Annotated in this window: 24 protein-coding genes; 15 read left to right on the plus strand and 9 right to left on the minus strand. The window is 60.9% G+C overall.

Annotation, left to right across the window (positions count from 1 at the left end; all coding sequences use genetic code 11):
- The first annotated feature begins 317 nt into the window (after window positions 1–317).
- The 11 genes from KTAU_RS11860 (at window position 318) to KTAU_RS11910 (ending at window position 8,803) form a co-directional block, all read left to right on the plus strand.
- Window positions 318–776, plus strand: coding sequence for a hypothetical protein (locus KTAU_RS11860; RefSeq protein WP_151728573.1), 459 nt, complete (start codon window positions 318–320; stop codon window positions 774–776).
- A 32-nt stretch (window positions 777–808) separates the two neighbouring features.
- Window positions 809–1,261, plus strand: a complete 453-nt coding sequence (locus tag KTAU_RS11865) for a hypothetical protein (protein ID WP_151728574.1) — start codon at window positions 809–811, stop codon at window positions 1,259–1,261.
- Window positions 1,262–1,307: 46 nt separating this feature from the next.
- Window positions 1,308–1,772: a hypothetical protein gene (locus KTAU_RS11870; protein ID WP_151728575.1), complete on the plus strand. Its 465-nt coding sequence runs from the start codon at window positions 1,308–1,310 to the stop codon at window positions 1,770–1,772.
- 128 nt (window positions 1,773–1,900) lie between these two features.
- Window positions 1,901–2,377, plus strand: coding sequence for a hypothetical protein (locus KTAU_RS11875; protein WP_151728576.1), 477 nt, complete (start codon window positions 1,901–1,903; stop codon window positions 2,375–2,377).
- A gap of 227 nt (window positions 2,378–2,604) precedes the next feature.
- Complete coding sequence (locus KTAU_RS11880; protein WP_151728577.1) at window positions 2,605–3,645, plus strand: radical SAM/SPASM domain-containing protein; 1,041 nt, start codon at window positions 2,605–2,607, stop codon at window positions 3,643–3,645.
- Window positions 3,642–4,553 (plus strand): ABC transporter ATP-binding protein, encoded by a 912-nt coding sequence (locus tag KTAU_RS11885; protein WP_151728578.1) that lies wholly within the window; start codon window positions 3,642–3,644, stop codon window positions 4,551–4,553. Before KTAU_RS11880 ends, KTAU_RS11885 begins: the two co-directional genes overlap by 4 nt.
- Window positions 4,546–5,415 (plus strand): hypothetical protein, encoded by an 870-nt coding sequence (locus KTAU_RS11890; protein ID WP_151728579.1) that lies wholly within the window; start codon window positions 4,546–4,548, stop codon window positions 5,413–5,415. Before KTAU_RS11885 ends, KTAU_RS11890 begins: the two co-directional genes overlap by 8 nt.
- A gap of 268 nt (window positions 5,416–5,683) precedes the next feature.
- A complete protein-coding gene (locus KTAU_RS11895) occupies window positions 5,684–5,917 on the plus strand; it encodes a PLD nuclease N-terminal domain-containing protein (protein ID WP_228026421.1) in 234 nt (77 codons plus the stop codon).
- A gap of 1 nt (window position 5,918) precedes the next feature.
- Window positions 5,919–6,884, plus strand: coding sequence for an ABC transporter ATP-binding protein (locus KTAU_RS11900; protein WP_151728580.1), 966 nt, complete (start codon window positions 5,919–5,921; stop codon window positions 6,882–6,884).
- The gene (locus KTAU_RS11905) at window positions 6,881–7,657 is read left to right on the plus strand and encodes an ABC transporter permease (protein ID WP_151728581.1); all 777 of its coding nucleotides are present in this window, start codon (window positions 6,881–6,883) and stop codon (window positions 7,655–7,657) included. Before KTAU_RS11900 ends, KTAU_RS11905 begins: the two co-directional genes overlap by 4 nt.
- Before the next feature lie 207 nt (window positions 7,658–7,864).
- Window positions 7,865–8,803 carry a WD40/YVTN/BNR-like repeat-containing protein gene (locus KTAU_RS11910; RefSeq protein WP_151728582.1) on the plus strand — a complete coding sequence of 313 codons (939 nt, stop codon included), beginning with the start codon at window positions 7,865–7,867 and terminating at the stop codon, window positions 8,801–8,803.
- A gap of 540 nt (window positions 8,804–9,343) precedes the next feature.
- Here the strand turns inward: KTAU_RS11910 and KTAU_RS11915 are convergent.
- On the minus strand, window positions 9,344–10,396 hold the full coding sequence (locus KTAU_RS11915; protein ID WP_151728583.1) for an NAD(P)-dependent alcohol dehydrogenase: 1,053 nt from the start codon (window positions 10,394–10,396) through the stop codon (window positions 9,344–9,346).
- 520 nt (window positions 10,397–10,916) lie between these two features.
- On the opposite strand from KTAU_RS11915, the gene KTAU_RS11920 reads away from it, so the two are divergent.
- Window positions 10,917–11,705, plus strand: coding sequence for a phosphate signaling complex PhoU family protein (locus KTAU_RS11920; RefSeq protein ID WP_151728584.1), 789 nt, complete (start codon window positions 10,917–10,919; stop codon window positions 11,703–11,705).
- A gap of 147 nt (window positions 11,706–11,852) precedes the next feature.
- On the opposite strand, the gene KTAU_RS11925 is transcribed toward KTAU_RS11920, so the two are convergent.
- Entirely contained in the window at window positions 11,853–13,016 is a 1,164-nt protein-coding gene (locus KTAU_RS11925; RefSeq protein ID WP_151728585.1) for a baeRF3 domain-containing protein, read from the minus strand.
- A gap of 444 nt (window positions 13,017–13,460) precedes the next feature.
- On the opposite strand from KTAU_RS11925, the gene KTAU_RS11930 reads away from it, so the two are divergent.
- Entirely contained in the window at window positions 13,461–14,531 is a 1,071-nt protein-coding gene (locus tag KTAU_RS11930) for a universal stress protein (RefSeq protein WP_069802342.1), read from the plus strand.
- 138 nt (window positions 14,532–14,669) lie between these two features.
- Here KTAU_RS11930 and KTAU_RS11935 read toward each other — a convergent pair whose 3' ends face one another.
- From KTAU_RS11935 to KTAU_RS11950, 4 genes are all read right to left on the minus strand, one after another.
- Window positions 14,670–15,863, minus strand: coding sequence for an NAD(P)/FAD-dependent oxidoreductase (locus KTAU_RS11935; protein WP_151728586.1), 1,194 nt, complete (start codon window positions 15,861–15,863; stop codon window positions 14,670–14,672).
- 30 nt (window positions 15,864–15,893) lie between these two features.
- Entirely contained in the window at window positions 15,894–16,145 is a 252-nt protein-coding gene (locus KTAU_RS11940) for a sulfurtransferase TusA family protein (RefSeq protein ID WP_069802346.1), read from the minus strand.
- 94 nt (window positions 16,146–16,239) lie between these two features.
- Complete coding sequence (locus KTAU_RS11945) at window positions 16,240–16,656, minus strand: DsrE/DsrF/DrsH-like family protein (RefSeq protein WP_151728587.1); 417 nt, start codon at window positions 16,654–16,656, stop codon at window positions 16,240–16,242.
- A 94-nt stretch (window positions 16,657–16,750) separates the two neighbouring features.
- Window positions 16,751–17,236: an OsmC family protein gene (locus KTAU_RS11950; RefSeq protein ID WP_228026422.1), complete on the minus strand. Its 486-nt coding sequence runs from the start codon at window positions 17,234–17,236 to the stop codon at window positions 16,751–16,753.
- Between the two features lie 362 nt (window positions 17,237–17,598).
- Between KTAU_RS11950 and KTAU_RS11955 the strand changes: the two genes are divergently transcribed.
- Entirely contained in the window at window positions 17,599–18,615 is a 1,017-nt protein-coding gene (locus tag KTAU_RS11955) for a universal stress protein (RefSeq protein ID WP_170293241.1), read from the plus strand.
- A gap of 126 nt (window positions 18,616–18,741) precedes the next feature.
- On the opposite strand, the gene KTAU_RS11960 is transcribed toward KTAU_RS11955, so the two are convergent.
- Together KTAU_RS11960 and KTAU_RS11965 are read right to left on the minus strand one after the other, a co-directional pair.
- Window positions 18,742–20,526 (minus strand): bifunctional aminoglycoside phosphotransferase/ATP-binding protein, encoded by a 1,785-nt coding sequence (locus KTAU_RS11960; RefSeq protein ID WP_151728589.1) that lies wholly within the window; start codon window positions 20,524–20,526, stop codon window positions 18,742–18,744.
- Between the two features lie 301 nt (window positions 20,527–20,827).
- The gene (locus tag KTAU_RS11965; protein ID WP_151728590.1) at window positions 20,828–22,897 is read right to left on the minus strand and encodes a heavy metal translocating P-type ATPase; all 2,070 of its coding nucleotides are present in this window, start codon (window positions 22,895–22,897) and stop codon (window positions 20,828–20,830) included.
- A gap of 305 nt (window positions 22,898–23,202) precedes the next feature.
- Between KTAU_RS11965 and mgtA the strand changes: the two genes are divergently transcribed.
- Window positions 23,203–25,806, plus strand: coding sequence for a magnesium-translocating P-type ATPase (gene mgtA / locus KTAU_RS11970; protein ID WP_151728591.1), 2,604 nt, complete (start codon window positions 23,203–23,205; stop codon window positions 25,804–25,806).
- 188 nt (window positions 25,807–25,994) lie between these two features.
- On the opposite strand, the gene KTAU_RS11975 is transcribed toward mgtA, so the two are convergent.
- Window positions 25,995–26,267, minus strand: coding sequence for an SHOCT domain-containing protein (locus KTAU_RS11975; protein ID WP_151728738.1), 273 nt, complete (start codon window positions 26,265–26,267; stop codon window positions 25,995–25,997).
- Window positions 26,268–26,327: the final 60 nt, after the last annotated feature.

Below are 26,327 nucleotides of genomic sequence, written 5' to 3' on the forward strand. Positions count from 1 at the left end.
AGGAGAAAGAACATGCTGACGAGCAATGGAGACCCCGTCTGGCCTTGAGTTCTCACGGAGCTTCTGTACCTACTGCGGCCATAGCTTATGAGCTGATCCCTGGCAGTGAAGGTCTTCCAGGTCCAAGGAACAATAGCAGGTAAAACACCTGAATCGCTCAGTGGATCTGCTATGAAAAGATTCTGCTGGTGAGAGGCAGTGTCACACTTCGCGTGAAGATTAGCCTGTTCCAGGGTCATACTCAGCTCGATGGACTAATGCAGATTCTACGAGCGATGAAGCGTTGTATTACAGATTTTAAGGCACAAGGAGGTCACTTGAGGAAGGCGATAGAGGCACGGAAGGTGCTAGATGAGCGGAAGACCGGTACTGCTATCCTCTCAGCCCAGCAATTGCGCTGGCGCGAGAGCGTGGCCTTCGACACGGATCTGGCGGTGACGTTTGAACCCAGGCAGCTCTATGAGTTTAACACCCGGCTGTGGACCGATCCGACCCGGCTGAGGGCACTGCAGGAGCGACCGGACGAGCTGCTGGCAGCCTTCGGGCTGGCGAAGGCAGCGGCCTTGCTGCCCGAGGACACGGTGCTGGAGAACCGCCGGCTCACCGCTGAGGAGCTGGCCGCCATGCGCCAGATCATGGCTGCCGCCAGCCAGCAGGAGCTGTTCCTTCAGGCTCAAAAGGCACTGGGAACAGCCCTCAAGGATGACGGCTATGGTTTGCCACTCCTTGTAAGTCCAACAATTATCGCAGTCATTATGATCACCCTGCTGTGGTGAGATTCTCTTCAAAGAAAAAAGGAGGCTGTTCAATGAACGCGACAGAAGCACGGAAAGCTCTGGATGAGCGGAAGACCGGTACTGCTATCCTCTCGGCTCAGCAATTGCGCTGGCGCGAGAGCGTGGCCTTCGACACGGATCTGGCGGTGGCGTTTGAACCCGCGCAGCTCTATGAGTTTAACGCCCGGCTGTGGAGCGATCCGACCTGGCTGACGGCGCTGCAGGAGCGACCGGATGAGCTGCTGGCCACCTTCGGGCTGGCGAAGGCAGCGGCCTTGCTGCCCGAGAACACGGTGCTGGAGAACCGCCGGCTTACAGATGAGGAGTTGGCCGTCATGCGCCAGATCATGGGAATCGCTAACGAGCGGGGCCTACTCTCCCAGGAGGCACTGGAGGGAATGCTCAACCAGGATGGCTATGGTCTGCCAGCAGTCGCAGTTCTGGTTCTCCTCCTGGTTGTAGTCGTGTGCATCTGTGTAGCCTAAGCATGCTAGCTCAGCAGCCTGACTTTCAATCGTGGAGAGGACTGACATGTTAAACGCGACAGAAGCACGGAAAGCTCTGGATGAGCGGAAGACCGGTACTGCTATCCTCTCGGCTCAGCAATTGCGCTGGCGCGAGAGCGTGGCCTTCGATACGGATCTGACCGTGACGTTTGAACCCATGCAGCTCTATGAGTTTAACACCCGGCTGTGGACCGATCCGACCCGGCTGAGGGCACTACAGGAGCGACCGGACGAGCTGCTGGAAGCCTTCGGGCTGGCGAAGGCAGTGGCCTTGCTGCCCGAGGACACGGTGCTGGAGAACCGCCGGCTCACCGCTGAGGAGCTGGCCGCTATGCGCCAGATCCTGCTGGCCGCCAGTGAGCGGGGCCTGCTCTCCCAGGAAGCGCTGGAGCTGGCCCTCAGTGATGAGGGCTACGGTTTGCCTGCAGTTGCCGCTCTCGCTTTGGCAGTAGCCGTTGCTGTTTATCTCTGGGTGTATCTCTGGGGATAGGCTCCATTCCAACGAGCGAGGGACCGGTACAGTGCTGGTTGCCTGCCCCGGTCCCTTTTGTGAAGTGGCCTGCAGTGGCGTTGGAATCATACCCACGGGATGGACCTCGAAAGGAGCCAACTGTTTCGATGGACACGACAGAAGCACGGAAAGTTCTGGATGAGCGGAAGACCGGTACTGCTATCCTCTCAGCCCAGCAATTGCGCTGGCGCGAGAGCGTGGCCTTCGATACGGATCTGACCGTGACGTTTGAACCCATGCAGCTCTATGAGTTTAACGCCCGGCTGTGGACCGATCCGACCCGGCTGAGGGCACTGCAGGAGCGACCGGATGAGCTGCTCGCTGCCTTCGGGCTGGCAAAGGCAGCGGCCTTGCTGCCCGAGAACACGGTGCTGGAGAACCGCCGGCTTACAGATGAGGAGCTGGCCGCCATGCGCCAGATCCTGCTGGCCGCCAGTGAGCGGGGCCTGCTCTCCCAGGAAGCGCTGGAGCTGGCCCTCAGTGATGAGGGCTACGGTTTGCCTGCAGTTGCAGTTGTGTGCGTTGCGGTCACTGTTGTTACTTGCATGTCTCTGTTTATTTTTTTGTGGCTCACAGGAGCATAGGAGTTGGTATTGTCCTGTGAGCTACCTCCGGCAGGAAACTCGATCTTGGGCCAACTGGGCGTAACGAGTGGTTAATGCAGTAGTAAGAACTATACTCAGCCACTCGTGCAAAAGAGTCTGCGGCTACAGTACATTTGTCTTGTGCGCATCCATCGGGAATTGAGAGAGGGCAGTCGTCACTGACCTTCTGGGTTCAGGGTGATTGACCTAATCTGAAGGAGGGGAGCATGCTTCCAAGTCTTTTTTCGATATTTCTAGACTACAAGTGTAATTTCTGGTGTGGCCACTGTAGCGTAGGAAGCAGCCCTCGCACAGTCATGCCCATGCCACGAGAGCTTCTCCTCAAGATTATGACCGAGCTTCGGGAAGTGCCAACGGCCAAGGTGGTCGTTTTTACTGGCGGTGAGGCGACGTTGCGCAAGCAGCTCTTGCTCGAGGGGATCTCTCTCGCCAAAGCAGGTGGCTATGTGACGCGTGTGGTCAGCAATGGTGGATGGGCGACGACGCCAGAGCGTGCCCGCGCGATGGTCCGGGACCTCAAAAGCGCCGGTCTAGACGAGCTGAATACCAGCTATGACGATTTTCATGCTCCTTTTGCATCGATAGAATGCATTGTCAATCTGGTACGAGCTGGTCTGGAAGAGGGGCTTCGGATTGGCCTGGGGGTGATCGTGGACAAGAACGCTACCTGGGATGCGGCAGCCGTGCGACGTGCCCTCAGCGAAGGGCTAGGGATGGAGATCGCCGAGATCGAAAAACGGGTGGCAATTCTGGAGGACTATCCAACCCCTACTGGCTCAGGGGAACAGTTGGATGTGAACGGCCTGGATGCGGGAGACAAGCTCAACATGGGCTGTCCAGAAGTGCTCAAGACTGTCTCCCTGCACCCGAATGGTATGGTCAAGGCTTGCTGTGGGCATGCGATGTTCTACGCTCAGGATTTAACCTTGGGCAATCTGAACGAAGAGCGCCTGATTGATATTCTTACGCGCAGTCAGCAGAATCTCGTCTACTGGTGGCTTCATATGTTAGGTCCGAAGCGCATTCTTGATAAGCTTGGCGTAGAGGGGACCTATACCAGCATCTGTCATGCCTGCCAGGCGCTGCTTGCTGACCATCGGCAGGCAATGCTGGAGTACTTGAAGGCCCACCGTGATGAGGTGCTCCTGCAGGATGTTGTGCTTGGCGATAGCCTGAAGCGCGTTTCGACGATCGTCCTCAAGCGAAAAGAAGAGATTCTTGCTCAAATGAGAAGGCTGGAGTCATGAGCACCATTACATTAGAATCCGTCACGGCTGGCTATGGACAGTCACTTGTCCTCCACGAGATCAATCTGGCCTTCGATTCAGGTTTTCATGTGATCCTGGGAAGCAATGGAGCGGGCAAGACAACACTGTTCCGTGTCGGGGTGGGTATTCTCCCACCCCGCGCAGGCATCGTTTCTGTCCTGGGGTATGAACCGCATCGAGACAGTGAAGTCAAGCGTCTGATCGGCTACCTCCCGCATCGCCCTTCCCTCTCGGCAGCGCTCAGCGTGCGAGATAACCTGGAATTCTGGGGGCAAGTGCTCCGGCTTCCTTCCGCCCAGCGGCGGTCACGGATCGACCAGGTGGTCGCTGATTTGGAACTGAGCGATCTCCTATCCAAGCCAGCAGCTTCCTTGAGTAGAGGCCAGGCGCAGCGGGTAGCTATTGCTCGTGCTCTGCTCGGCGCTCCACAGGTGCTCTTTCTGGACGAGCCGACGACGGGTCTCGATCCATTGGCAGCACGTTCCTTGCGCGAGCTACTCAAGGGGTTGGCTCGGGCAGACAAAACGATCATTTATTCAACACATAATCTCTATGAGGCAGCTGAGCTGGCTGATGATGTGACCTTGATTGCGGCTGGTCGGGTAGTAGATCGTGGCTCCGTAGAAGCGTTGCACCAGCGTCATGCTCGTGCGCAGCGAGTCTGTCTGACAGTCGAGGGAGATCCGCGAACTATCCTGAGCGACCTGGGGTATGAAGCGGTACCAGACAGGGAGCAGTGGATTGTAGATCTTTCGGACCGGGCAGAGCGCAGTCGCATCGTGGCAGCGCTGGTGCAGGCGGGACTTCCTGTCCTTGAGGTACGGGAGCTGGGCAGTCCTCTTGAGGCAGTCTATGAAGACCTGGAGAGCGGAGGTCAACGTGTCTGAGTTAGAGCACGAGGTTTTCTCTGACGAGGATGCCGATCTTCTGGAGGCATCCAGTGGCCTGGATCGGGTGCTGCAGCTTACCGGGGCGTTATTATGGCGTGGGCGGCGCGAGCAGGGCGTGCGCTTGCTGGTGATTCCTCTCGCATTTGCTCTTTTTTTCCTCCTGCTTTGCCTGGTCACTCTGTATTTCCCCGGGCTGCTGACACCGCTTTCACGTTTCGCTATTCAGGCGCAGGCCCAGGCCTACTTTGGAGCGACGGTGCATGGCAATGCGGGCTTGGCTATGGCTTTGCTCCTCATTCAGGGACCCTATCTCATTGCCCTGTTCGCGGCCTTCATGGGTGCGACCCTGGCTCAAAACCTCGTTGGAACGGAGGCCGCTCGTGGCGGGCTAGAGCTGCTGCTGAGTTCCGCCTATCGCGTGCAAGAAGTCTTTGTGGCCTTCCTTCTGGCTTCCTTTGTCCTGACCATCTGCCAATGGGCGATTCTTGCCCTGGGAACGCTCGGCGCAGCGGCGACTGTTCTGGCCTTACTGCGAATCGCTTTCACGCTGCAGGCCCGCTACATTGCCCTTGCCGTTGCCGTGCCATTGCCTATTGCCCTCTGGGCAAACCTGGGGGCCCTCTTTCTGGGTATGGCTTTTCCGCGGTTAACCCAGATCCGTACTGGCAGCACGACCAACTTGATGCAATTGCTCGCCGCACTGCCAGCCCTGGCGCTGCTGATCCTGATTAATATTCGCCCGGATCTCAATGCCGGATTAATTGCAGCGATTGCCCTGGGAGTAGGTCTTGCCGGATCTCTCGTCAGCGCCGTGCTGCTGCGGGTCCGTTTTCGACCGGAGTTCGTGCTTGAGACCTGAGTGAGAAAGGTGATGGGGCAGGAAGCGACTGCTCCCGGCTCGTGCAACAACGAGGGAGAGCATCGTGGTTCCCCCCATGCCCTCGCGCGGGGTGCCGGTGCTTCTCTGAGGAACTGCTTGAGAGGCACCTGGCTGGAACAACCGCGATGCTCTCTGGTGACAGGATTCAGCAGTGAGATGTTCCGCTGTCCTACCTGGCAAGGGCGATATGGACCCACGGACAGCGAAAACTCGCAGCTATGGTGAATTTGAGAAAGGGGAAGAAACAATGCTGTTACCGCTGTCAAGTCTGATGACCCATATGCAAAGTACGGCCCCCGTCGGCTTGCTATGGCCCCTCTTGGCTTTGGACCTCATTCTGATTGTGATCGCGCTAGTGGACCTGATCCGGCGAGATCCGCGCACCGTGCGTGGCAAGAAGATCATCTGGGCTCTGATCATCCTTTTCATCAGTACCCTCGGCCCCATCTGCTACTTTGTCCTGGGTCGTAAGGAGGTCTGAGATGGCCGCTCCTGGCGAGGCGATCATCCGGTGTGAAGGTCTGCGCAAGACCTATGGATCGGTTGAAGCTCTCAAAGGGTTAAACTTGACGGTTTATCCTCACAGCATCTTTGGCCTCCTCGGCCCCAATGGTGCAGGTAAGAGCACTACCATCAAGCTGCTCACGCGCCAGATTAGGCCCACCAGTGGTCAGGCCTGGGTAGCGGGGGCGTCAATCACTAGCGCGAAAGCTGATGTGCGAGCTCGCATCGGCTATCTCAGTGAGCAGCCTGCTCTCTACACGTGGATGAGTGGCCAGGAATTCTTGGATTTTACTGGCGAACTGTTTGGGTTGAGTGCTAGAGACCGACGGCGCCGACGTGATGAGCTGCTTGAGCTGGTCGGCCTGACCGCTGCTGCCAGGCGCAGAATTGGCAGCTACTCCAATGGGATGCGCCAGCGCCTGGGCATCGCTCAGGCGTTAGTGAATCGCCCGGAGGTCCTTTTTCTAGATGAACCTGTGTCTGCGCTGGACCCAATTGGTCGCAAGGAAATCCTGGAGCTTTTTCAACGGCTCAAAGGCGAAGCCACTGTCTTCTTCTCGTCGCACGTGCTGGCCGACGTCGATCGTATCTGCGACGCTGTGGCAGTCCTCAATCGCGGCGAGTTGCTCGTGCAGGCTTCGATCACTGAACTGAAGGAGCGCTACGCTCCGCCGATGATCTCGGTTGAGCTGGAATGTGCGGCTGAAGATCTCCAACGTCTGCTGGCCCGGGAACCCTGGGTCCAGCACATCACTGTCAGTGGAAGCAGAGCGACTATCCTGGTGAGAGACCTGGCAACCGCTAAACGCGCTTTGCCAGCTCTGCTGGTCAACGCTGGTTTGCCGCTGCTGCGCTATGAGGTAACGCAGCCTACACTTGAAGATGTGTTCCTTCGCCTTGTGGGGAAAGAAGGCAACCTGTCAGGAACGGGAGAGGAAGCATGAAGCTCTACACCTTCTGGCCCATGCTCAAGAAAGAATTTCGTGAACAGAACCGGACCTATCGTCTAGTGATCTCTGTCATCGTTTTTCTCTCGCTGGGCATCTCTGCCCCGATTATCACCTGGCTGACGCCTGACCTTTTGAAAAACCTGGGGAACGGCGCCACGATTATTCTGCCACCGCAGACTGCCACTGATGCGCTCAGCACCTATTTGAAGAACATGGTACAACTGCCAGCCCTGGTCCTCATCTTGCTGGCTATGGGAACCATCGCCGATGAGCGCAGCCGGGGGACGGCAGTGACGATCTTGACGAAGCCTGTCCCACGTAGCATCTTTGTGCTGGCCAAGTTCCTGGCCTATGAAGGCACACTCATCATTAGCCTGATACTCGCTGCCTCTGGGGCATACTATTACACGAGCCAGCTCTTTAGTCCGCTTCCTGTTGGGTCCTTTGTGATCCTGAACATTGCTCTGCTGGCCTTCTTGACACTAACTCTGGCCCTGACGATCCTGTGCAGCGCGTTGGTACGCAACAGCATTGCAGCCGGGGGAATGGCGTTCGTTGGCTTCCTTGTCCTCGTGGTAGTGCCCAATCTCAACGCCTCGATCAGCAGGGTTTTGCCATCGGTACTCTTCCGCCCCGAGCGCGTAGCACAACTTGTAGCCGGCACTGCATCGCTGAGTGAGACGCTCTGGCCGCTGCTCGTCGGCCTGGGTCTGGCCGGCCTCCTCGTTGCGCTCACCTGTCTGGTGTATCACTACCAGGAAATCTGAACGCTGGCTGGCCTCAACAAGCAACAGCCTGTTCTGTTGGCGAGAGGACAGTGCCACTATCATAGCTTCACTCCTTCATTGCGTTCCGGTTTCAGCCGACCCACCCTGCTCTTGCTCCACACCCGCTGTGCATCGCGCTGCCTATGGCGGATCAAGGGTACAGCCCCGGATGATGACGCTGCACCAGCAGCCGCGTGGTCTGTCGAGATGCTGCTCGACGAGCAGGCGGTGACCAGCCTGGCCGTCGATCCGCTGAATCCACAGGTGCTCTATGTGGGAACCAGGGGCAATGGAGTGCTGTGCTCGAACGATGGCGGCAGAACTTGGCGCCCAGCAGGATTAGCTGGATACTTCATCAAAGCCCTGGCCGCCAGCCCGACCCAGCCTGGAACGGTCTACGCCGGGACCAAACCAGCGCGCGTCTTCGTTTCGCACAATAGCGGCGCGAGTTGGACGGAGCTGGCCGCGTTTCGGCGCATTCGCTCGCGCTGGCTCTGGTTCACGCCTGCTGAAAAACCTCACAGTGCTTACGTGCAGGCGATTGCGCTCTCGCCCACCGACCCCAAAACCATCGTGGTGGGCGTTGAGTTTGGAGCGGTGGTGCAAAGCCGCGATGGGGGGCACTCCTGGACAGGCCACCGTCGGGGTGCGCTGCGGGATTGCCATTCGCTTGCTTTCCATGTCAGCAATGGCTCCTGGGTCTACGAGGCGGGCGGTACTGGGGCAGGCGTCTCGGTCAGTCGGGATGCCGGCGTTACCTGGACGCAACCCAGGGAAGGGCTTGACCGGCACTATGGTTGGGCCGTTGCTGCCGATCCTGCCTGTCCGGAGGTCTGGTATGCCTCCCTGTCTCCCAGTCCTGGATCAGCCCACAGCGAGCACAACGCTCAAGCGGTCATTGCTCGTTCAGTGGGAGACGCGCCCTGGCAACTCCTGGCAGGGGGGTTACCGCAGCCACTCAATCATATGCCGTACGCGCTGCTCACCGACCCTGCGGCTCCGGGCCATGTCTACGCTGGTCTCGCCAATGGCGAGGTCTGGCATTCAACTCATTACGGTGAAAGCTGGCGTCGTCTGCCAGTCCAGTTTGAAAACATTCACCGGACGTTGGTGCTGCTCTCGTCAGGGAAAGCGGCTCTGTCATAGCCACACCCAGCAAGGCAAGCCCCTGCTGCCGACCCATCCAGACCAGACGGGTTTGCGTCTTCGGTGCTGTGTGTTCCTCTGAGCAGCAATCCAACGCGGGCGAGCAGTAGACAGCGCTGCTGGGATACCCGCGCGAGTCAGAGAGCAAAGAGAACAGGACAGGCCCTTTCGCTGAAGGGCATCGACTCAACTTTGCTTCCACCAGCCAGGCAGCCTTCGTCTTATCAGCTCACGCCAGCTCGTCTGGTAGACTGATTTGACACCATAGCCAGAGGATACCAACCACACGATAGCCGGAGAGAGCACCAGTTTCAGTGATGCAGCCCTCCCGAGGTATGAGTTCTGGCACGTGCATTGCCTCTTAAGCAAGAGGCATCAGCCAGACTGCTGCTGACCTGCAAGTCGATCACTTCCTGCCAGCTGCCATCCCTCGGCAGAGCCGGGGGAGACAGCCGGCTACAGACTTGGCCAATGCCTCCTTTCTCACTCTAAGAGATGGACGGGCCTGGGTCCTGTCCCGCCATCGCCACGGGTGACGGCTCAGGTGAAGACAATGAGCGGTTTGATGATGCCATCTCGCTTCTGGTCCATCATCTCAAAGGCTCGCTCCATCTCTTCGAACGGGAAGGTGTGGGTAGTCATCGGCGTTGGATCAACGCGCTTCTGCTGGAGCAGGAGGAGCAGACGCTCCAGGCGCAGACGCCCGCCAGGGCAGAGCCCCGTAGTGATCGTTTTTTCTGCCATGCCCACTCCCCAGTCCAGACGCGGGATATGGACAAACTCGCCATGTCCGTGGTAGCCGATGTTCGAGATGGTGCCACCTGCTTTGGTCACCTTCACGGCGTTCTGGAAGGTGACATCGCTGCCCAGTGCTTCGATGGCCGTATCCACCCCCTGCCCGGCGGTCAGTTCCAGGATACGCTTGACCACATCCTCGCGGGAGAAGTCGACGATGACATCCGCCCCGTAGAAGTGAGCCAGCTCCTGCCGCCGGGGCACCGACTCCACGGCGATGATCAGTCCCGCTCCCAGCAGTCTGGCCCCAGCCGTGGCCATCAGCCCGACGGGTCCCTGCCCAAAGACGGCCACTGTTCCGCCGAGCGGGATACGCCCCTGTTCCGCTCCCATGAACCCGGTCGAGAGCATATCTGCGCAGTAGACCGCCATCTCGTCAGAGACATCCGGGGGGATCAACGCCATGTTGGCATCAGCCTCATTCACGTGAAAGTACTCCGCGAAGACGCCATCTTTGGTATTGGAGAATTTCCATCCTCCCAATGGTCCACCTGACTGAGAAGGATGGCCGGCCTGGGAGGCAAGAGCCCCCCAATCTGGGGTAATAGCTCCGACGACCACCCGGTCGCCTGGGCGAAACTGGCGCACCTGGCTGCCAACAGTGTGCACGATGCCCACTGCCTCATGGCCGAGCGTCAGATTGGTGCGAGGGCCGATGGCTCCCCGCACCGTGTGCGAGTCCGAGGTACAGATGAGCGCCCGCGTCGTGCGCACAATGGCATCGTTTGGACCTGGCTCAGGCACAGGCTTCTCCATGAAACCCACTTGACCAATGGCCTTCATCACAAAGGCTTTCATGATCGTCGCTCCTGTGTTTACTAGACTCGCCCGCTAGCGAGTACACTGCCAAAGCAACACTCATTCGTGTCGTCGAGAGCACTGCGGTTTAGCTCCTGCGCTGGCAGGTCGCTGCGCTGCTGCTCTCCTTCGAGAAGTATAGGCTGTTCCTGTCACAGGTCCTGCACAGCGGTCCCTTGCCTTATCACGGTTCACCTCCGAGGAAAGGAGCCAGACACCGCTCTGCTCAGCGTTCCCCAGGTGCGGCGCTGGCCCCGCAGGAAAAGGAAAGACCGTACAGGCATGGGCCGGGCTTTTCCTTTGATCTTGATTTCTCTCAGGAGAGCGACCAGTGACCAGAGCGGTGCAGCGAGAACCTCCTGTGATGAGCGAGCCTGTTCTTGTGCAGGCCCTGTGAAGCGCCGGGGGTATATATTCCCCATGAGTAAGGAAAATGGGGGAATGACCGTGTGCTCCACCGCTGGTAAGCAGAGGCCGGGGCCTCCGAGCCAGTCGAGAAACGGAAAGAAGGAGAGCAGTCATGTGCAAACGAGAGGCTGAAGACTTCCGCTCTCTGCGGGAGCTTCAGGACAAACTGGTACGCCTGGGCATTCTGACCGACGAGCGACTGACGCGCGCGCTGAAGGCCGTAGAGCTGTTCGATCCAGCGCTGGCACAGACGGTCCTGCCGGCAGACCCGACGATTGCCAGCCTGCAGGCCACGATCGAGGACGAAGTGCGCGCCTTCTTGCTCGAAGCGGAGGAGATGGGAGACAGCACACTGCGTTTCCTGGTGTCATTGCCTGTGCTGGGCAGCGAGCTGCGCCTGCTGAGCGAGGAGGCGCAAGAGCTGGCCCGGTTGGTCGTCTGGCTCAGCTCCTCCACCGCGCAGGTTGGTCAAGCAGATGGGAAGGCGGGACAATGGCCTCCCGCCCTGGCCGGGCAGGGGGAGCAACTCCTGACCTTCGGGCGTCAGATCAGCGCCTCGGCGATGGCGCTGGCCCTGGCGCTGGCAGAACAGGATACCCAGGGAGCGCAGCGCCTGTGGCGGCAACAACGCCGTCTGCAGCATGAGCTGACCAGGCTGCAACGCAGTTTGCTTCTGACCATGCCAGCTGGCGCGCTCACTTCCACGGGGACCAATGCCACGGCACAGCCCTGGATCGCCTATCTGTCCGCCCTGGCCCTGCTCTTGAAACGCATCAGTTCCCACGCTGCCACGCTCTGCGAGCGGCTCATCTTCGTGGTTGAAGGAGTCCGCAGCATGCGGATGCTGCAACGTCTGGAGGCTCGCCTGCTGGTTGACCGCTGCCATGAACCAGCCCAGTGAGGGGACGCAATGAGAGGGGAGGAGCCTCTGAGTCCGCCGTTCTGTCACTGCGTCCGGCTCCTCTTCAGGCTCTCTCCCTCCTCGCCCTCCCTGTCTCAGCTCCCAGAGGGTGGGAACTGGTCCTGCCAGCACCAGCCCGGACCCGTCTCAGAAGCGGAAGATGGCCGCCAGCGGGCCTGGTGTGGGCATATGCTCCGGCGCCACTACGGAAACCAGGCCATCGTGGAGGATCGTCTGGGCCGCCAGTTGATCGACCAGGTCTTCATCGCCGGGCCGTGCTTCGGCGTGGACATCGATGGTCTGTGTCACGGGGTCCAACCGTCCCCAGATAGTGGCCTCCTCAGCGATGAAGAGGAGCTGGATGCGCCCACTGCAGGCCGCCCGAGCAATCTCGTCCAGGTCTGCAGACGCTTGCCCGGTGCCCTCACGCTCGCGAAAGCGGGCCAGGGTCTCCTGTTGCGCCTGCCGCAAGGAAGAGACGACCAGCGGCCAGGCTCGCTGACGGAGCAGAGCGGCGCTCACCTCATCAAAATTCCCCTCCAGGCCCTCTTTGAGAAGGAACGGATAGGTGTTGACACGGCGATAGAGCGCCTGGAGTGGGGAAACAGCGGCCAGCACCAGTGGTGCTTGCTGGCTGCGCAGGAGAGCATGCACCGCATGATCGATCTGCCGGATATACCGTAACTCATCCGCCTGCTCCTCCGGTTCGCCCGCGCCCTGGCCGTGATACATCACGGCCCCACGCCTTCCGTGGTGAGTCACCGGGCTACCGCTATGGTATTGGAGCGCATGGGCTCGTGACCACCGCTCCCGCCAGGAGCCTGGGGGGCTGGTGATGCTCTCAGGCAAGGGTATCTCTTGCTGGCCGAATGGGTGACAGACCAGCAGCCGCACGTGCTTGCGGCTCAGCACGAGGAGATAGAAGTGCTCGTTGTGGCTCAACAGTGGTAACAGCGGTTTGATGAAAAAGTGCGCTCCAATCACTACCTGGGGGCGAGGGGCATACGAGAGGTGATAGATCCGATAGAGGGTAGCTGAACGGAAGACCGCCAGCCCGGGCGAAACTGTGTTCCACAGCGAGGTCTCGGCGGGCAAGGCCTCGATGGGCGCGAGGAGACTCCGCTGCTTGGCCACACTGAGCTGCGTTTGCGCCAGGCGCTCACGCGCCTCGTGGAGCAAGCGCTTCAGCAGCCGTGGTCCAAGGTAATAGCCCTGACCTTTGCTGGGTGTGGGCAGATAGAGCGAGAGGCACGGAGCATCCTCGCTGGACAGCACCGTCTTGATTTCCTGATAGTATCGGCTCTGCTGCATGGGGCATCTCCCTGACAACCGACTATGCTATAGCTTTCTCTTCTTGAGAAAAGCCTAGAACGGACCGCTCACGAGCCTCTCTCAGGAGGCCCTGTCGTCTTCACAGCCTGGTTACAGGACGCATGCGCGACAGCGCTCGCTGCACCGGGGTGGCAGCTCCCTCCTTCCTATTCTGCTTCTGCTGCGTTCAAGAGGGCTGTTTGTGAGGCAGGCGCACGCCCCTGTAACGCTTTTGTGAGATCGATCAGGTATGCTCGGAAACAAGGAGGAGACAGGCAGACAGTAGAGCAACAGTCAGACGATGCAAGGACCAGCGGTCTCCAGCCAGTGCGTCTGGTGTGCTCCGAGGCGGGTCCCTGATGGTGCCATGGGGATGAGCGAGCGGCAGAACAGCAGACCACTGAGCACCGCTGGCAGCACAGAGCAGAAAGGAGGAACAGACCCATGTTTCGCCGCATTCTTGTGCCCCTGGATGGCACCCCCGCCGCTGAGCGAGCCTTGCTGATCGCCGCGCACCTGGCGCGTGCGGCCCAGGGGTCAGTGACGGTGTTGCGCGTGATCGAGTGGCCTCCCCCGGGGGTGCTCGCCGACAGCAGCACACTCTTCGACCCTTCCAGCAGCCTGGCAGAGCACGAGATTGCCAGGGCCACGCGCTACCTCAACGAGACCGTCCAGAACTACGCGCAGGCCCTTGAGCACCTGCCAGTCGAGCAGGAGGTGGCCTTTGGCCCTCCGGCCTCGACGGTGTTTTCGGCAGCGCGCCTGGAGCAAACGGATCTCATCATCCTATGTACCCACGCCGCCAGTCGGCTCAAACGGTGGCTTGTTGGCAGTATGGCGCAGCAGGCCGTCAGACGCAGCCCGGCTCCCCTGCTGGTCTTCCATGAACAGGGGCCGTTGCTGCCGTTCCCACGGCCAGGGCGCCCGCTGCGTTTGCTACTGCCGCTGGACGGCTCGCTGACCGCGGAGGCCGCTCTCAAACCGGCCTTGCGGCTCCTGGCGCTGCTTGCTCCACCCGAGCTGAGCCTGGTACAGTTGTTGAGTGTCGTCGATGTCCCTGGCTACGGGACGCTGGGGGGAATGCGTATCCCGGACCCGGGCCTGCGCGAGCAGCTCCAGGAGGAAGCCAGGAGCTACCTGGAGGGAGTGATGCAGCGCGTGCGCCAGGAGCAACTGGCCGACCCTGCTGTGACAATCACGTCCGCAGTGATCGCCAGGAGCAATGTCCCTGGGGCCATTCTCAAGCATGCCGCGGCTGAGGATGCGCAGGACCCGGCCCAGCACTTCGATCTGATCGCGCTGGCCACCCACGGACGCAGTGGCCTGGCCCGTCTCCTGCTCGGCAGCGTCGCGGAGCAATTGCTTGCGAGCAGTAAGCTCCCCCTGTTTATTGTTCGTCCTGGGATGCTGCATGAGGGCGAAGGCTCAGCAGAGGAGTCAGCGGGCCAGGCAGAGGAGCGCAAGCCGCCGGCGGCTGACGAGTCAGGGGCCGCTGGTTGGACGGGCCTCCTTTGATCTGACCGCGACTGACTGCAAGGGGAGCGTCCAGCCTTGACGATGAGAGGCGTGCCATCTTGCCAGGCACGCCTCTCATTGATTACTGGTAGACCTGACCAGCTCGCTCCCTGGCTGCTCCCTTGCACCGACCTCAGCCTAAATGAGGCCCTGGGGGATCAGGTGCCAGTAGGCATGGTTCAACAGCTGCTTCTCAAGGTGGTAGAAGAGGCTTGGACGCGGAGGCTCAGGCGGGTGCTCATAGTTAAACACCAGCTGGGTGGCCCGGCGATTCCCTGTCTCCAGGAAACACATCACCTCTCCATCGTAGAGAGCCTCATCCCCCTCAAGCGTCTCTCCACGGATCGCTGCCGCCAGACGCCTGGCCAGGACGCGGGCTTCAAAGTGGGCGGCGGAACCGCTTTTAGGCACCGGCAGATCGGTGGCATCCCCGAGAGCATACAAATGCTCCTGTCCTTTGACCTGCAGGGTGTAGCGATCGGTCGGAATCCATCCCTGGCTATCTCCCAGGCCGGATGCTTCGATGACCTGCGCCCCGCGATGCGGAGGGACCAGGATCAGCAGGTCGAAGGGGACTTCTTCGCCTTCCAGCGAGCGAATCACCCGGCGCTGCTGGTCGACAGCCTCCGGCGTAAAGAAGACTCGTGTGGCGATCTCGCGCTCTTCCAGCCAAGGAGCCACCATTTCCGCCACCCGCTCGATGGTAAAGACGCGCGGGAGCGGATAGAGGTACTCGATGACGGTGTGCTCCCGGAGGTAATGCTGGCGAAGCCAGTCGTCGAGCAGAAAGGTGAATTCCAGGGGAGCTGGAGGGCAGCGGTAGGGGATACCGGCTACTGCAATCACGATGCGCCCGCCGGGAAAGGTGCTCAGGGCCTGACGCAGCCGCAGCGCTCCCTCGGTGTCATAGAAATGATGCCATACCCCCGGCCCTTCTTCCAGTCCTGGCAGATCGGCGAAGGCGAGCCGCGCCCCTGTGGCCAGCACCAGATCGTCGTAGACAAGGACGCTCTCCCTCTTTCCCCCGGCTGGTTCGAGGGCGTTGCTCTGGTAGACGTGCACCTGATGATTGGCCACATCAATCTGTTGCACCTGCCCGATCAGCAGGTGAACGCGCTGGTGCAACAATGTCCGCTCATCGCGGACCAGCAATTGGCTCTGCGGGTCGCTGTCGTTGAAGGGCATATAGAGCCAGAAAGGCATGTAGACATGCCTCCCTGTGCTATCAATGAGGGTGATCTCGGCTTCATGCGGGCGTAACTGCCGCGCCAGCATATTGGCCGTGACCGTCCCTCCGACTCCTCCACCGATGATGATAATCTGTCGAGGCATAGGTAGGCCCTCCTCTCGGTCTGCCTGGCATTAGCGTTTTCTGCGGACAACGAAACGGGTATATCCCTGCTCCGGGAAAGTCCCCAGCAATTCGTGCCCGGCCTTCTGTACCCAGGCCGGAACATCGCGGGCCGAGCCTGGATCGCTGGAGAGGAGCGCCAGTGTCCCTCCGACCGGGATGGCTCTGATCCCCCGTATCAGCTCCATGAGGGGACCGGGGCAGAAGCTGCCCCGCGCATCGATTTCTTTATCAATCTGGATTTCTCCCGGCTTCTCTGGCATGGTATCCTCCTTTCTGGCTCTCATCTGCTGCTATGCTGCCCGCTGCCTCCGTTCAGGCTGGGTAAAGGAAGAGGGGCAGACAGACAGGCAGGCCTCAGATGAACAGGGTGATGCGGCTCTCGCTGGCCCGTTCGATGAAGCTCGCTACGCCGACAACCTCTTCGACTATCGGCTCGAGATCTTCCAGCTTCATGTCGAGCAGCTCCAGGGTCATAGCGCAGGCATAGACATGCACCTGACCCAGCTCGTGCGCCTGCTGTAGTGTCTCTAGCCAGCCAGGAACCTGCTTTTTACGCATCTGCTCCAGCAGGGCAGGCCCGAGATCGCCGGCATCTTTGCTGACGCTCACAGTGGCCTGGGCTGCTCCCTTACGGAAGGCCTGCAAGCCCCACGTCGTGAGGAACAGCTCGACCTCCAGCCCCATCGCGACAGCCCCACTGGTCAATGTGGCAACGGCCATGAGCTTGTCCGCTGTTCCAGAGAAGACGATCAGCGACATGCGATTTTCCATGATGCCTGTGACTCCTTCCTTCTTGTCTCGTCTCGCTTGTCTCGACCAGGGACGGGCATTCAGGTCAGCCAGGCGGGCCGCGTGGGCTGCGTGCTCACTGTGCTGTGGTATTCTTGTTGGCGACTACCTCCGCGGCGACCTCCCGTCCCGTGTCCACGTCAAGCAGCCGAAAGGTATGGGTAATGCGCGCAGCTTTGTTCAGCATGGCCTCGGCGCCACAGTAGCGCTGTATTGAAAGATCGAGTGCTCGGGCCACTGCCTCGGCCTGGAGCTGTCTTCCGGTGAGGAGATGCTCTACCTTGATCTCTTCAAAGACTTTCGGATGGGTGGTCGAGCGGATACCCTCGACAACGATCTCGTAGGAGATCACTTGCTGACGCTGCTTGCGCAAGATGGAGAGCACGTCCATCCCGCTGCAGCCGGCCAGGCCGATGAGCAGCAGTTCCATCGGACGGAAGCCAGCATCGTGGCCGCCGTGCTCTGGCGCAGTGTCCAGTCTGAGATGATGGCCGGAGCCAGCTTCGGCTTCAAAGCTCAGGCCCTCGACGAGCCTGACCCGGGCTGTCATTTGTTCTGCCATTGGTCTTCTTCCTCCTTTGAGAAAGCCCAAGGGGCTTTCTCTCGTTAGAGCAGTATAGGCGCCGCAGCTCGCCATACCATCACGAGGGGCTGGCCAGCCTTCTCAAGGCGGTCACAACAGCCAGGAGAGAGGTCACTGGTATCTTTCTTTGTCCGTGCCAGCTCCCTTCCCAGCCTGGCAGGAGAATGGTCCTGGAGTGGTCTAGAGGTGAGCGCTGTCTGTGAGGAGCAAAGGAAAGAGTTGAGAGAGTCCTGAGAAGGGGAGCAATCATGCTATGTAGGGAAAGGGGAGAAAGGTCGACCCCCCTGCGGCTTCCTTCACGACATGAGGAAGACCGCTGCCAGGAGTGGAAGGAAGAGATCATGTTTCAGCGCATTTTCGTTCCTCTCGATGGCTCGCGGCGCGCTGAGCAAGCCATAGGCATCGCAGCGCACCTGGCTGCTGCGGCCCACGGAAGCGTTCTGTTGTTTCAGGCAGTCGATCTGCAGCCTGAGCGATGGCCTGTGTTTTTCCGCAGCCAACAGGTGCTGGAGGCTGCCACGTTCACCGCCGTTGCTCAGGCGCAAGCGTACCTTGAGCAGCAGGCTCGCGACTCTGCTCTCACGGGCCTGCCCGTGGAGGCTCGGGCCAGGGCAGGGAAAGCGGCTTCTACCATCCTGCGTGAGATTGAGGCGACTCAAGCCGACTTGCTGGTGTTGGCCTGTCACGGTCCCAATCCCTGGGCCGTTGGCAGTGTCACAGCCCAACTGATACGCCATGCTCCCGTTCCTCTCCTGATATGGCGCGAAGATAGCCCGAGCCTTAGTCAGGCTGATATGCAGACCAGACGTCGCTGGCGGCTTTTGGCTCCCCTCGATGGATCACTCTGGGCCAGGGCTGCTCTTGAGCCGGCGGTTGCCCTGATGCAGGCGCTGGCCACCCAGGCCGAAATCTCGGTGCATCTGTTGCGCGTGGTCGTGCCTGTCCCTGTCCAGGGTGAACAGGAGGGAGCGCGCTGGCTACTGCAGCAGCGCCTTCGCCAGGCTGAGGAGTCTTTGTCGCAGGCAGGCAAGGAGCTGGAACGGCTCTGGAGACGCAGCGCGGCCACAGTACAGCCTCCGGCGCTCACCTGGTCCGTCGCTGTTGATCCTGATGTTGTGCATGCTATTGGGCAAGTGGCCCATCCCGATGAACCGTTTCCTGGCCGGGATGGCACGGGCACACCCGACTTGCTGCTCTTAAGTGCCTGGGGAAGCAATGAGGCGGATCAGCGGCGACTGGGCAGCGTAGCCGAGCGCCTCTTGCAGCTTGTGAGTCTCCCCATCTTGCTTGTTCCCACCCGAGCCTTGATACAGATCCTCCACGGCGCCGCTCAGGCACCGCCACAGATGGGCCAGTGACCAACCAGTAAGAAGCGAGCCGGGCCGCCCCCAATCAGAGAGATGCCACCTGCCACCAGACAGAATCGCAGCCGTTGGCAAGAGAAGAGACCAACGGCTGCGATTCTGCGAGCACGTGTCATGAGCCTAGGGCTGCACGAGTCGACAGGCCAGGCGCGGCTGCCCCAGGATGTCGAGCAATTGGGCAAGCAGCACCGGCAGCGGACGGTCAGTACGGAATGGCACCCCGATGATCTTCTCCGTCTCCGGAAGGCATGGCTGCCAGTGAGCACACTGGGCATCATAGAGGTCTGGCCGCCCGTCAGAGGCCTCGACTGTACTCGATCGCAACGACAGCTCGCCGGTGCCGCTTGAGCCTGGGGCGGCGACTCGCTGGCGCTGGCTCCAGCGATGACGGAGCCGCGCTAAGGCTTCTTCCTTTGGACAAAAGCACTCGATGAAGAAAGTGGGAACGCCTTGAGCAGCAGCGGCCTGGGCCATGATCTGCCGATCTTCGCGGCGCAGAAAGGAGGCATCCAGAATCACCGAGCGCCCTTCTTGCAAGGCCAGGATGGCCAGGGCATGGAGCGCCTGATAGGTACGTGTCCCCCAGGCCGGGGCATAGATACCTTTTCCAAAAGCCTCAGCCCGCGTCTCACCGGGAGCGAGGCCCGCCAGACGCTTGCGAATCACATCGGACGAAAAGAGCGCCGCCCCAGTCGTTTGTTGGAGGGTCCGCGCCAACGTGCTTTTGCCCGTACCCATCAAGCCGCCAATCATGACCAGCGTTGCTCCGGCAGGTCGACTGGCATAATGAGCGGCCAGCGCAAACAAGGCGCTCGCCTGCTGCTGAGCCTGATCGCGCTCCTCCAGAGGGACCTCGGGTTCATCCAGCAGCAGCGAGGCCACTTTGCCACGCACGCAGGCGCGATAGCACAGATAGAAAGGCAGCACCTCGCGTAAGCTCTCATCCTCTGTGGCCCTGACATAGGCATCGACAAAAGCATCCGCCAGGTCCACTCGTGCGCTATATTCCAGCTCCATCGCCAGGAAAGCTACCTCAGCGGCGATGTCAGCATAGCGAAAGCGGGTATTGAACTCGATGCGGTCCAGAAAAAGAAGCTGTGGCTCCTGCTGTCCGTCCTCGGGGGGAGACTCCAGCCAGTAGACATGCTGGAGGCGCAGGTCTCCGTGCCCATCTCGGATGCATCCCTGGGCGATGCGCCCCAGCAACAGCGCCCGGCGCTGCGCAAGAAACTGCTCGACGTAGCGTTGAATCTGCTCGTAGGTTGACTGATCCAGGGTGCGACCAAGGTAGGGCTGAAGCTGGGTCAGGGTCTCCTGCCAGTTGAAGGCTAACAGCTCCGGCTGGCCATAGCGGCGTACTTCGTCATCTGCGCGGGCCTCGGCATGGAAGGCGGCCAGACGCCGGGCGACCGCTTCGAGCATCGCCGCCGAGAGGCGCCCGCTCTGGAGCCAGCCGGCCAGGGTTGCTGTCTCGGGGAGACGACGCATCACTACTGCATAGTCAACAACCGTCCCCTCTTCGAGAGAAGAAGCAGGCTCTGGCACGCTCTCCGGCGAGAAGATCGGGCCAATATGCATCTCCTCTCGCTGGGTGCGCACGATGGGGGCCACGCCCAGATAGATGCCGGGCGCCAGCGGGGCATTCACAAGAACCTCCTCCCGACACCACTGGCGGCGCAGCATCGGCGTTGAGTAATCGAGAAAGCCCAGATTCACCGGCTTCTTCAATTTATAGGCCAGATCAGGGAGGAGCACAACCACGGAAGCGTGAGTCTGCACCAGATGAGGAGCTGAAGCGGCAGGCGTCGACTGGTGCTGGGCGCTTGCCGCGCGCGCTGGCGCCTTCCCTGCCAAAATAGTGGTGATCATGGCCTCTGCTGCCTGCATGACCGATGGCGCTGGCATGGTGCTTCTCCTCAGATGGCTCAGCAACACGATGTCCTGAAGACGGCAACCTGACTGACAGGAGGCAGGAAGGTCGCTGCCAGACTGCCCCTCCTACCTGGTCGCTACGGCTCCATTGCCGCACCGGCCCTGAGCCACCCCGCTGGTAGAAGCCAGCTGGCAGCGCCTTCCAACCCGAGACAAGATGAGCAAGGCCATTCGTTCTGCCCCTGAGCGAATCCCGGCTGCTCCTGTCAATAGAACCATAGCACCTGCACCGCACGGCTCCCTCTCCAGGCCTCGGCCAATGCTCACAGGGCGCTCACAGTACCCGCCTGCCCTGCCCGGTTTCTAGCGGGATGCGGCTCACGCGCAAGGCATTGAAAATGACCAGGACATCAATGCCCTCTTGCAGAATGGCGCCTACAGCCGGCGGTATCCAGCCAAAGGCCGCCAGCAGCATCGCTGTCGCGCTCAATCCCATTCCCACCCAGATTCCCTGACGGGCGATACGCATGACACCGCGCCCAAGCCGTACAGCGGTGGCGATGCGCCGTACATCCTCGGAGAGGAGCACGGCATCCGCGACGCTGGCCGCTGCGGTCAGCCCCTGCTGTCCCATGGCGATCCCCACGGTGGCGGTGGCCAGTGCGGGCGCATCGTTGACCCCATCGCCGACCATCAATACTTTGCGCCCTTTGTTGAGGTAATCGCGGATGACCTGGACTTTCTCTTCCGGTAAGCAGCGCGCTACCGCGCGGTCCATGCCGGCAAGGGCTCTGATCCGCTGGGCCATCTCCTCGCCGTCGCCGGTCAGGAGCACTCTTTCCTCAATGCCCGCTTGCTTGAGATCAGCCATGAGTTGGGCAAGATCAGCCCGGGGTCGATCCTCCAGAACGATCAGCGCCAGGCAGTAACCATTCACGGCCAGAAAGCTGGCGATCTGGCCGGTCGCTGTCCACTGCTCGCGGGCCAGCAAGAGGACCGGCGGGAGCGGGATTCCGCGCTGACGCAGAAAGGTACGGTTGCCCACTGTGACCTCATAGATCGGCTCCTCCGGCGCCGCAGTCAGACGGACGCGCCCCGCGACTCCTTTGCCAAAGACTTCCTGGAACTGCTCAGTTAGTCCAGGAGCCAGCCCTTGCGCGCGGGCGGATTCGACAATAGCCCGCGCCAGGATATGCGAGGAAAGCTGTTCCACTGAGGCCGCCAGGCGCAGTAAGGTCGCATCATCGAGGAGGGGGGCCTCAGCAGGCACCTCCGACGCCGGCGCTCGCCAGAGCCTGGAGACGGAAGGCATCCCCAGGGTCAAGGTTCCGGTCTTATCAAACACGGCCACCTGCACCTCACCGAGAGCTTCCACAGTCGCGCCGCTCTTGACAATGAGGCCTGCTCGGGCCGCCCGGTCGATGCCGGACATGATGGCGATCGGCGTGGCCAGAATCAGAGGGCAGGGCGTGGCTACTACGAGCACAGCCAGGGCCGTGATACCGCTCCCGGTAAGCAGCCAGGTCAGTGCAGCGAGCGAGAGGCTCACAGCGGTAAAGAGGACGCTGTAGCGATCGGCCAGGCGGTGAAGAGGAGCTTTCTGCTCTTGAGCCGCGGCGACCAGGCGCACAATCTGAGCGTATTTGCTCTCAAGGCTGCGTCGGGTGGCACGCACTTCGAGCGGGCGATCGAGATTGAGGCTGCCGGAGAGCACGGTCGCCCCCACGGTCTTCGGTTGCGGCAGCGGTTCGCCCGTGAGATCGGCCTCACTCACGTATGAAGAGCCAGCTACTATCTCGCCATCTACAGGAACCAGCTCGCCGGGCTTGACCACCACAACCATGCCCACTTCAATGTCCTCGGCGGCAAGATCGACCAGCTCCTGCCCACGCCAGATATGGCTAATGCGCGGCGCGCGCTCAGCCAGGGCTGAAAGAGAGCGGCGAGCCTGCCGGAGCGCATACGCCTCCAGGGCTTCGCCCCCAGAGAGCATCAGCACGACAAAAGCCCCAGCCAGATACTCCCCCGCCAGGAGCGCCCCGATGATGGCGAGAATCGCGATGAGGTCAACGCTCAGTTCCCGACGGCTGAGCTGTCGCAGCGTCTGCCAGCTCAGGGGAATGCCTCCCATCACCGTGATCACCAGGAGCACCCAGCGCGCAAGGTCAGCGCGTCCGCTTAGCCAGCAGAGGAGCGCGACGAGGAGCAGCAACAGCGCTGCGGAAGGCAGAGGATAATGACGCAGCAACTCCCCCAGGGCTTTGCGACCAAAGCGCGGCGGCAGTTGCACCGCCGCCTGGGCTGGGATAGGCGGCACGGGAGTCGCCGCTCTCTTCCCGTGCTCTGGGTCTGAGACAAGCTGAGACTGCGGAAGGGCAGGCTGGCGCCGATGGACCACTGGCATAGTTGGATATCCTTTTTCTCCTGTAGTGGAGGGGAAATGTTCCACTCCGAGGAACGTTGCTTCTCACCACCAGGATACATGCCAGTGGTCACACATCCATCACAGCCTGTCAGCCCTATCTCACGAAGCGTTCTCTACCTTGTCTGCCTGGCCTGGATTCGCTGACCTGCCTCAGAGGGGCATTGTGATAGCGCTGTAACCATGCCAGGGATGTCCGTGAGGTAATCGTGATGACAGCCTGTTAGATTCGGAGTGTTTTTGTTACTGCCTACTAATAGCCAGGGGAAGAAGAAGGAGCAACGCTGATGCCCGGTCTACCGCCCTCCTCCCACAGGGAGCCGATCACGACCACGATAGCCGCCGTTAGTCCACGCTACAGCCAATCGCTCAGCCAGCTACTGACCGAAGTGCGCTCCTCAGAGCAAGGACTGACTGAGGAAGAAGCGCGCCGCCGCTTGCGCCAATTCGGCCCCAACGAGGTCGCCGCTGAACGGACCAGCTCAGGGGTGGTCCAGCTCGTACGGCTCTTCCTCAACCCGTTAGTCGCCGTCTTGCTGCTGGCAAGCCTGGTCTCCGCCTTACTCGGCGAGCTAACCAACGCTCTCATCATTGCGATTATCGTCTTCCTGAGCCTGGTGCTGAACTTCTTGCAGAGCTATCGCTCTCAGCGGGCCGTCGAGCGCCTGCGTTCGTCTGTCGCCCCTGTGGCTCACGTCTTGCGCGATGGCCGCTGGCAAGATCTCCCCCGCCGGCTGCTGGTTCCCGGCGATGTCATTCGCCTGGCCGCCGGCGACCTGGTGCCGGCAGATGCTCGTCTGATTGAGGCCCTGGATCTCCATGTACAGCAGGCCGCGCTCACAGGTGAATCACTGCCGGTCGCTAAACGGGCCGAGGAGACAGCAACCACGCTGGCCCATCCCGCCGAAGCCCCCAACTGGGTCTTCCTCGGCACCTCCGTGGTGAGTGGCAGCGCCCTTGCCCTTGTGGTAGCCACAGGCCCCCGGACAGCCTTCGGGGATGTGGCCATTCGTCTGGCTCAGCGCCCACCTGAGACCGAGTTTGAGCGTGGACTCCGCCGCTTCAGCTTCCTCATTCTGGAAACGGTCTTCTTTTTAACGCTCTTTGTGTTTCTCACCGGTGTCCTTCTGCATCACCCGCTTTTCGAGTCCGTACTCTTCGCTCTGGCTCTGGCCGTTGGGCTAACCCCCGAGTTTCTGCCGATGATCGTCACTATTACCCTGGGACAGGGAGCCGTGCGCATGGCCAGGCGCAAGGTCATCGTCAAGCATTTGGAGGCGATCCAGAACTTTGGCAGCATTGATATCCTGTGCACGGATAAAACCGGTACTCTGACCCGAGGAGAGATGACGCTGCAAGAGGCCTGTGATCTACGGGGGCAGGCCTCCGAGCGTACTCTCTTCTTCGCTTACCTCAACAGCGCCCTCCAGACCGGTTTCAACAGCCCGCTCGATCAAGCGATCCAGCGCAGCGGCGCATTCTCGCTGGCCGCTTATCGTAAGTACGGCGAGATCCCCTTTGATTTTGAGCGGCGCCGCCTCTCCGTCATCGTCGAGCAGACCAACACCGCCAGGCGGCTCCTCATTGTCAAAGGGGCCCCCGAGCATATCCTTCCGCTCTGCACTGGCTGCGAGCTGGATGGTGTAGCCCAGCCGCTGACAGCCACCCTGCGAGGTCAGGCTGAGGCACTCCATCAGCGCTTCAGCCAGGAAGGACTGCGCGTGCTCGCCGTGGCCTATCGCGAGCTGCCTCAGCAGGAGCGCTATGGCCAGGCGGAAGAGCAGGACCTGATCTTGTTGGGATTGCTGACCTTTGTCGATCCACCCCAGGCCGGCGTCGCTGAGGCTATTGCCGCCCTGGCGCGGGACGGGGTCCAGGTCAAGATCGTCACAGGCGATAACGAGCTGGTGGCGCGCCATATCTGTCGCCAGGTAGGGCTGGATCCAGCGCGCGTGCTGGTAGGCAGCCAGCTAGAGCGCATGAGCGATGCCGCCTTGCTCGGCGCGGTGGAACACGTCACGCTCTTCGCCCGGGTCTCGCCTGCGCAGAAAAGTCGCATTTTGCTGGCCCTCAAACGCCGTGGCCATGTCGTGGGCTTCCTGGGCGATGGCATCAATGATGCGCCCTCGCTGCACGCGGCAGATGTAGGGATCTCGGTCGCCGGTGCCGTCGATATCGCCAGAGAGGCCGCCAGCATTCTCCTCCTGGAGCAGAGCCTGCAGGTGCTCCACGCAGGCATTCTGGAGGGGCGCAGGGCCTTCGGCAACGTGATGAAATATCTCCTTATGGGTACCAGCTCCAACTTTGGGAACGTCTTCAGCATGGCCGGGGCCTTTCTCCTCCTGCCTTTTCTGCCGATGCTGCCGGCCCAGATTCTGCTCAATAACTTTCTCTACGACCTGGCGCAGGTCACCATTCCCACCGACCACGTCGACGCCAGCCTGATGCTCAAGCCGCAGCGCTGGAACATCGGCCTGATCCGCAACTTCATGCTGCTGGTTGGACCCATCAGTTCGCTCTACGATTTCTTGACCTTTTTTGTCATGCTCGCGGTCTTTCATGCCTCCGAGGCCCTCTTTCACACCGGCTGGTTCATCGAGTCCCTGGCGACGCAGACCCTGGTGATCTTCGTGATCCGTACCGCTGGTCATCCGCTGCGCAGTCGTCCCAGCCTGCCATTGACGCTCACCACCCTGGCAGTGGTTGGCTGCGGGCTGCTGCTGCCCTGGACGCCGCTGGCCGCTCCACTGGGCTTTGTGCCGTTGCCTGCCGGCTACTTCCTCTTCCTGGCAGTTGCCACACTGACCTACCTGGCACTGGTCGAGCTGGTGAAGGGGCGCCTGTTGCCAACCAGCCAGCAAGCTGGCCTATCGGGTCAGGCGCAACCGTGAGCAGCGTCGGCGGCTCCCGACCAGAAGCAAGCGCCGTCAGCTCTCAGTCAGAAGGCAGCGATGGAACCTTCTGCAGAGCTGACGGTGTGACGGTGGTGCACGGGCGGACCAGCCACATGCAGTGTGCCGGACAAGATGCCTGTCCGCTAGTCATCTGCGCTTCTCCGTCGCTGGTAATTCCTCCGGGATCATGGCCGGCTCTCTTCCGAAGAGCGCAGGCGGGCCAGCATTGCGTCAAAGGTCGCGGCGTCGATTTCTCCGCGCGCGTAGCGCTCCTGTAGAATCTGCAAGGGAGAGCGATTCGGCCCCGAGGGATACAGGCGAGACGGTCCCTCTGAGAACCAGCCTTTCCCTCTGGCCAGACGAAACAGGGCCCAGGCCAGGGCCGCCAGCAAGATCAGCCAGAGAACGGCCCCGAGCCACATCCATAGCATGCCTCCGCAGCCAAAGCCCCACATCATCAAGATCACCTCATTTCTTGAGCGTTTCCTCTCCTTGAACAAGCCAGGCACACTCGTTGC

This window comes from Thermogemmatispora aurantia, from assembly GCF_008974285.1.
Taxonomy (GTDB): Bacteria; Chloroflexota; Ktedonobacteria; order Ktedonobacterales; family Ktedonobacteraceae; genus Thermogemmatispora; species Thermogemmatispora aurantia.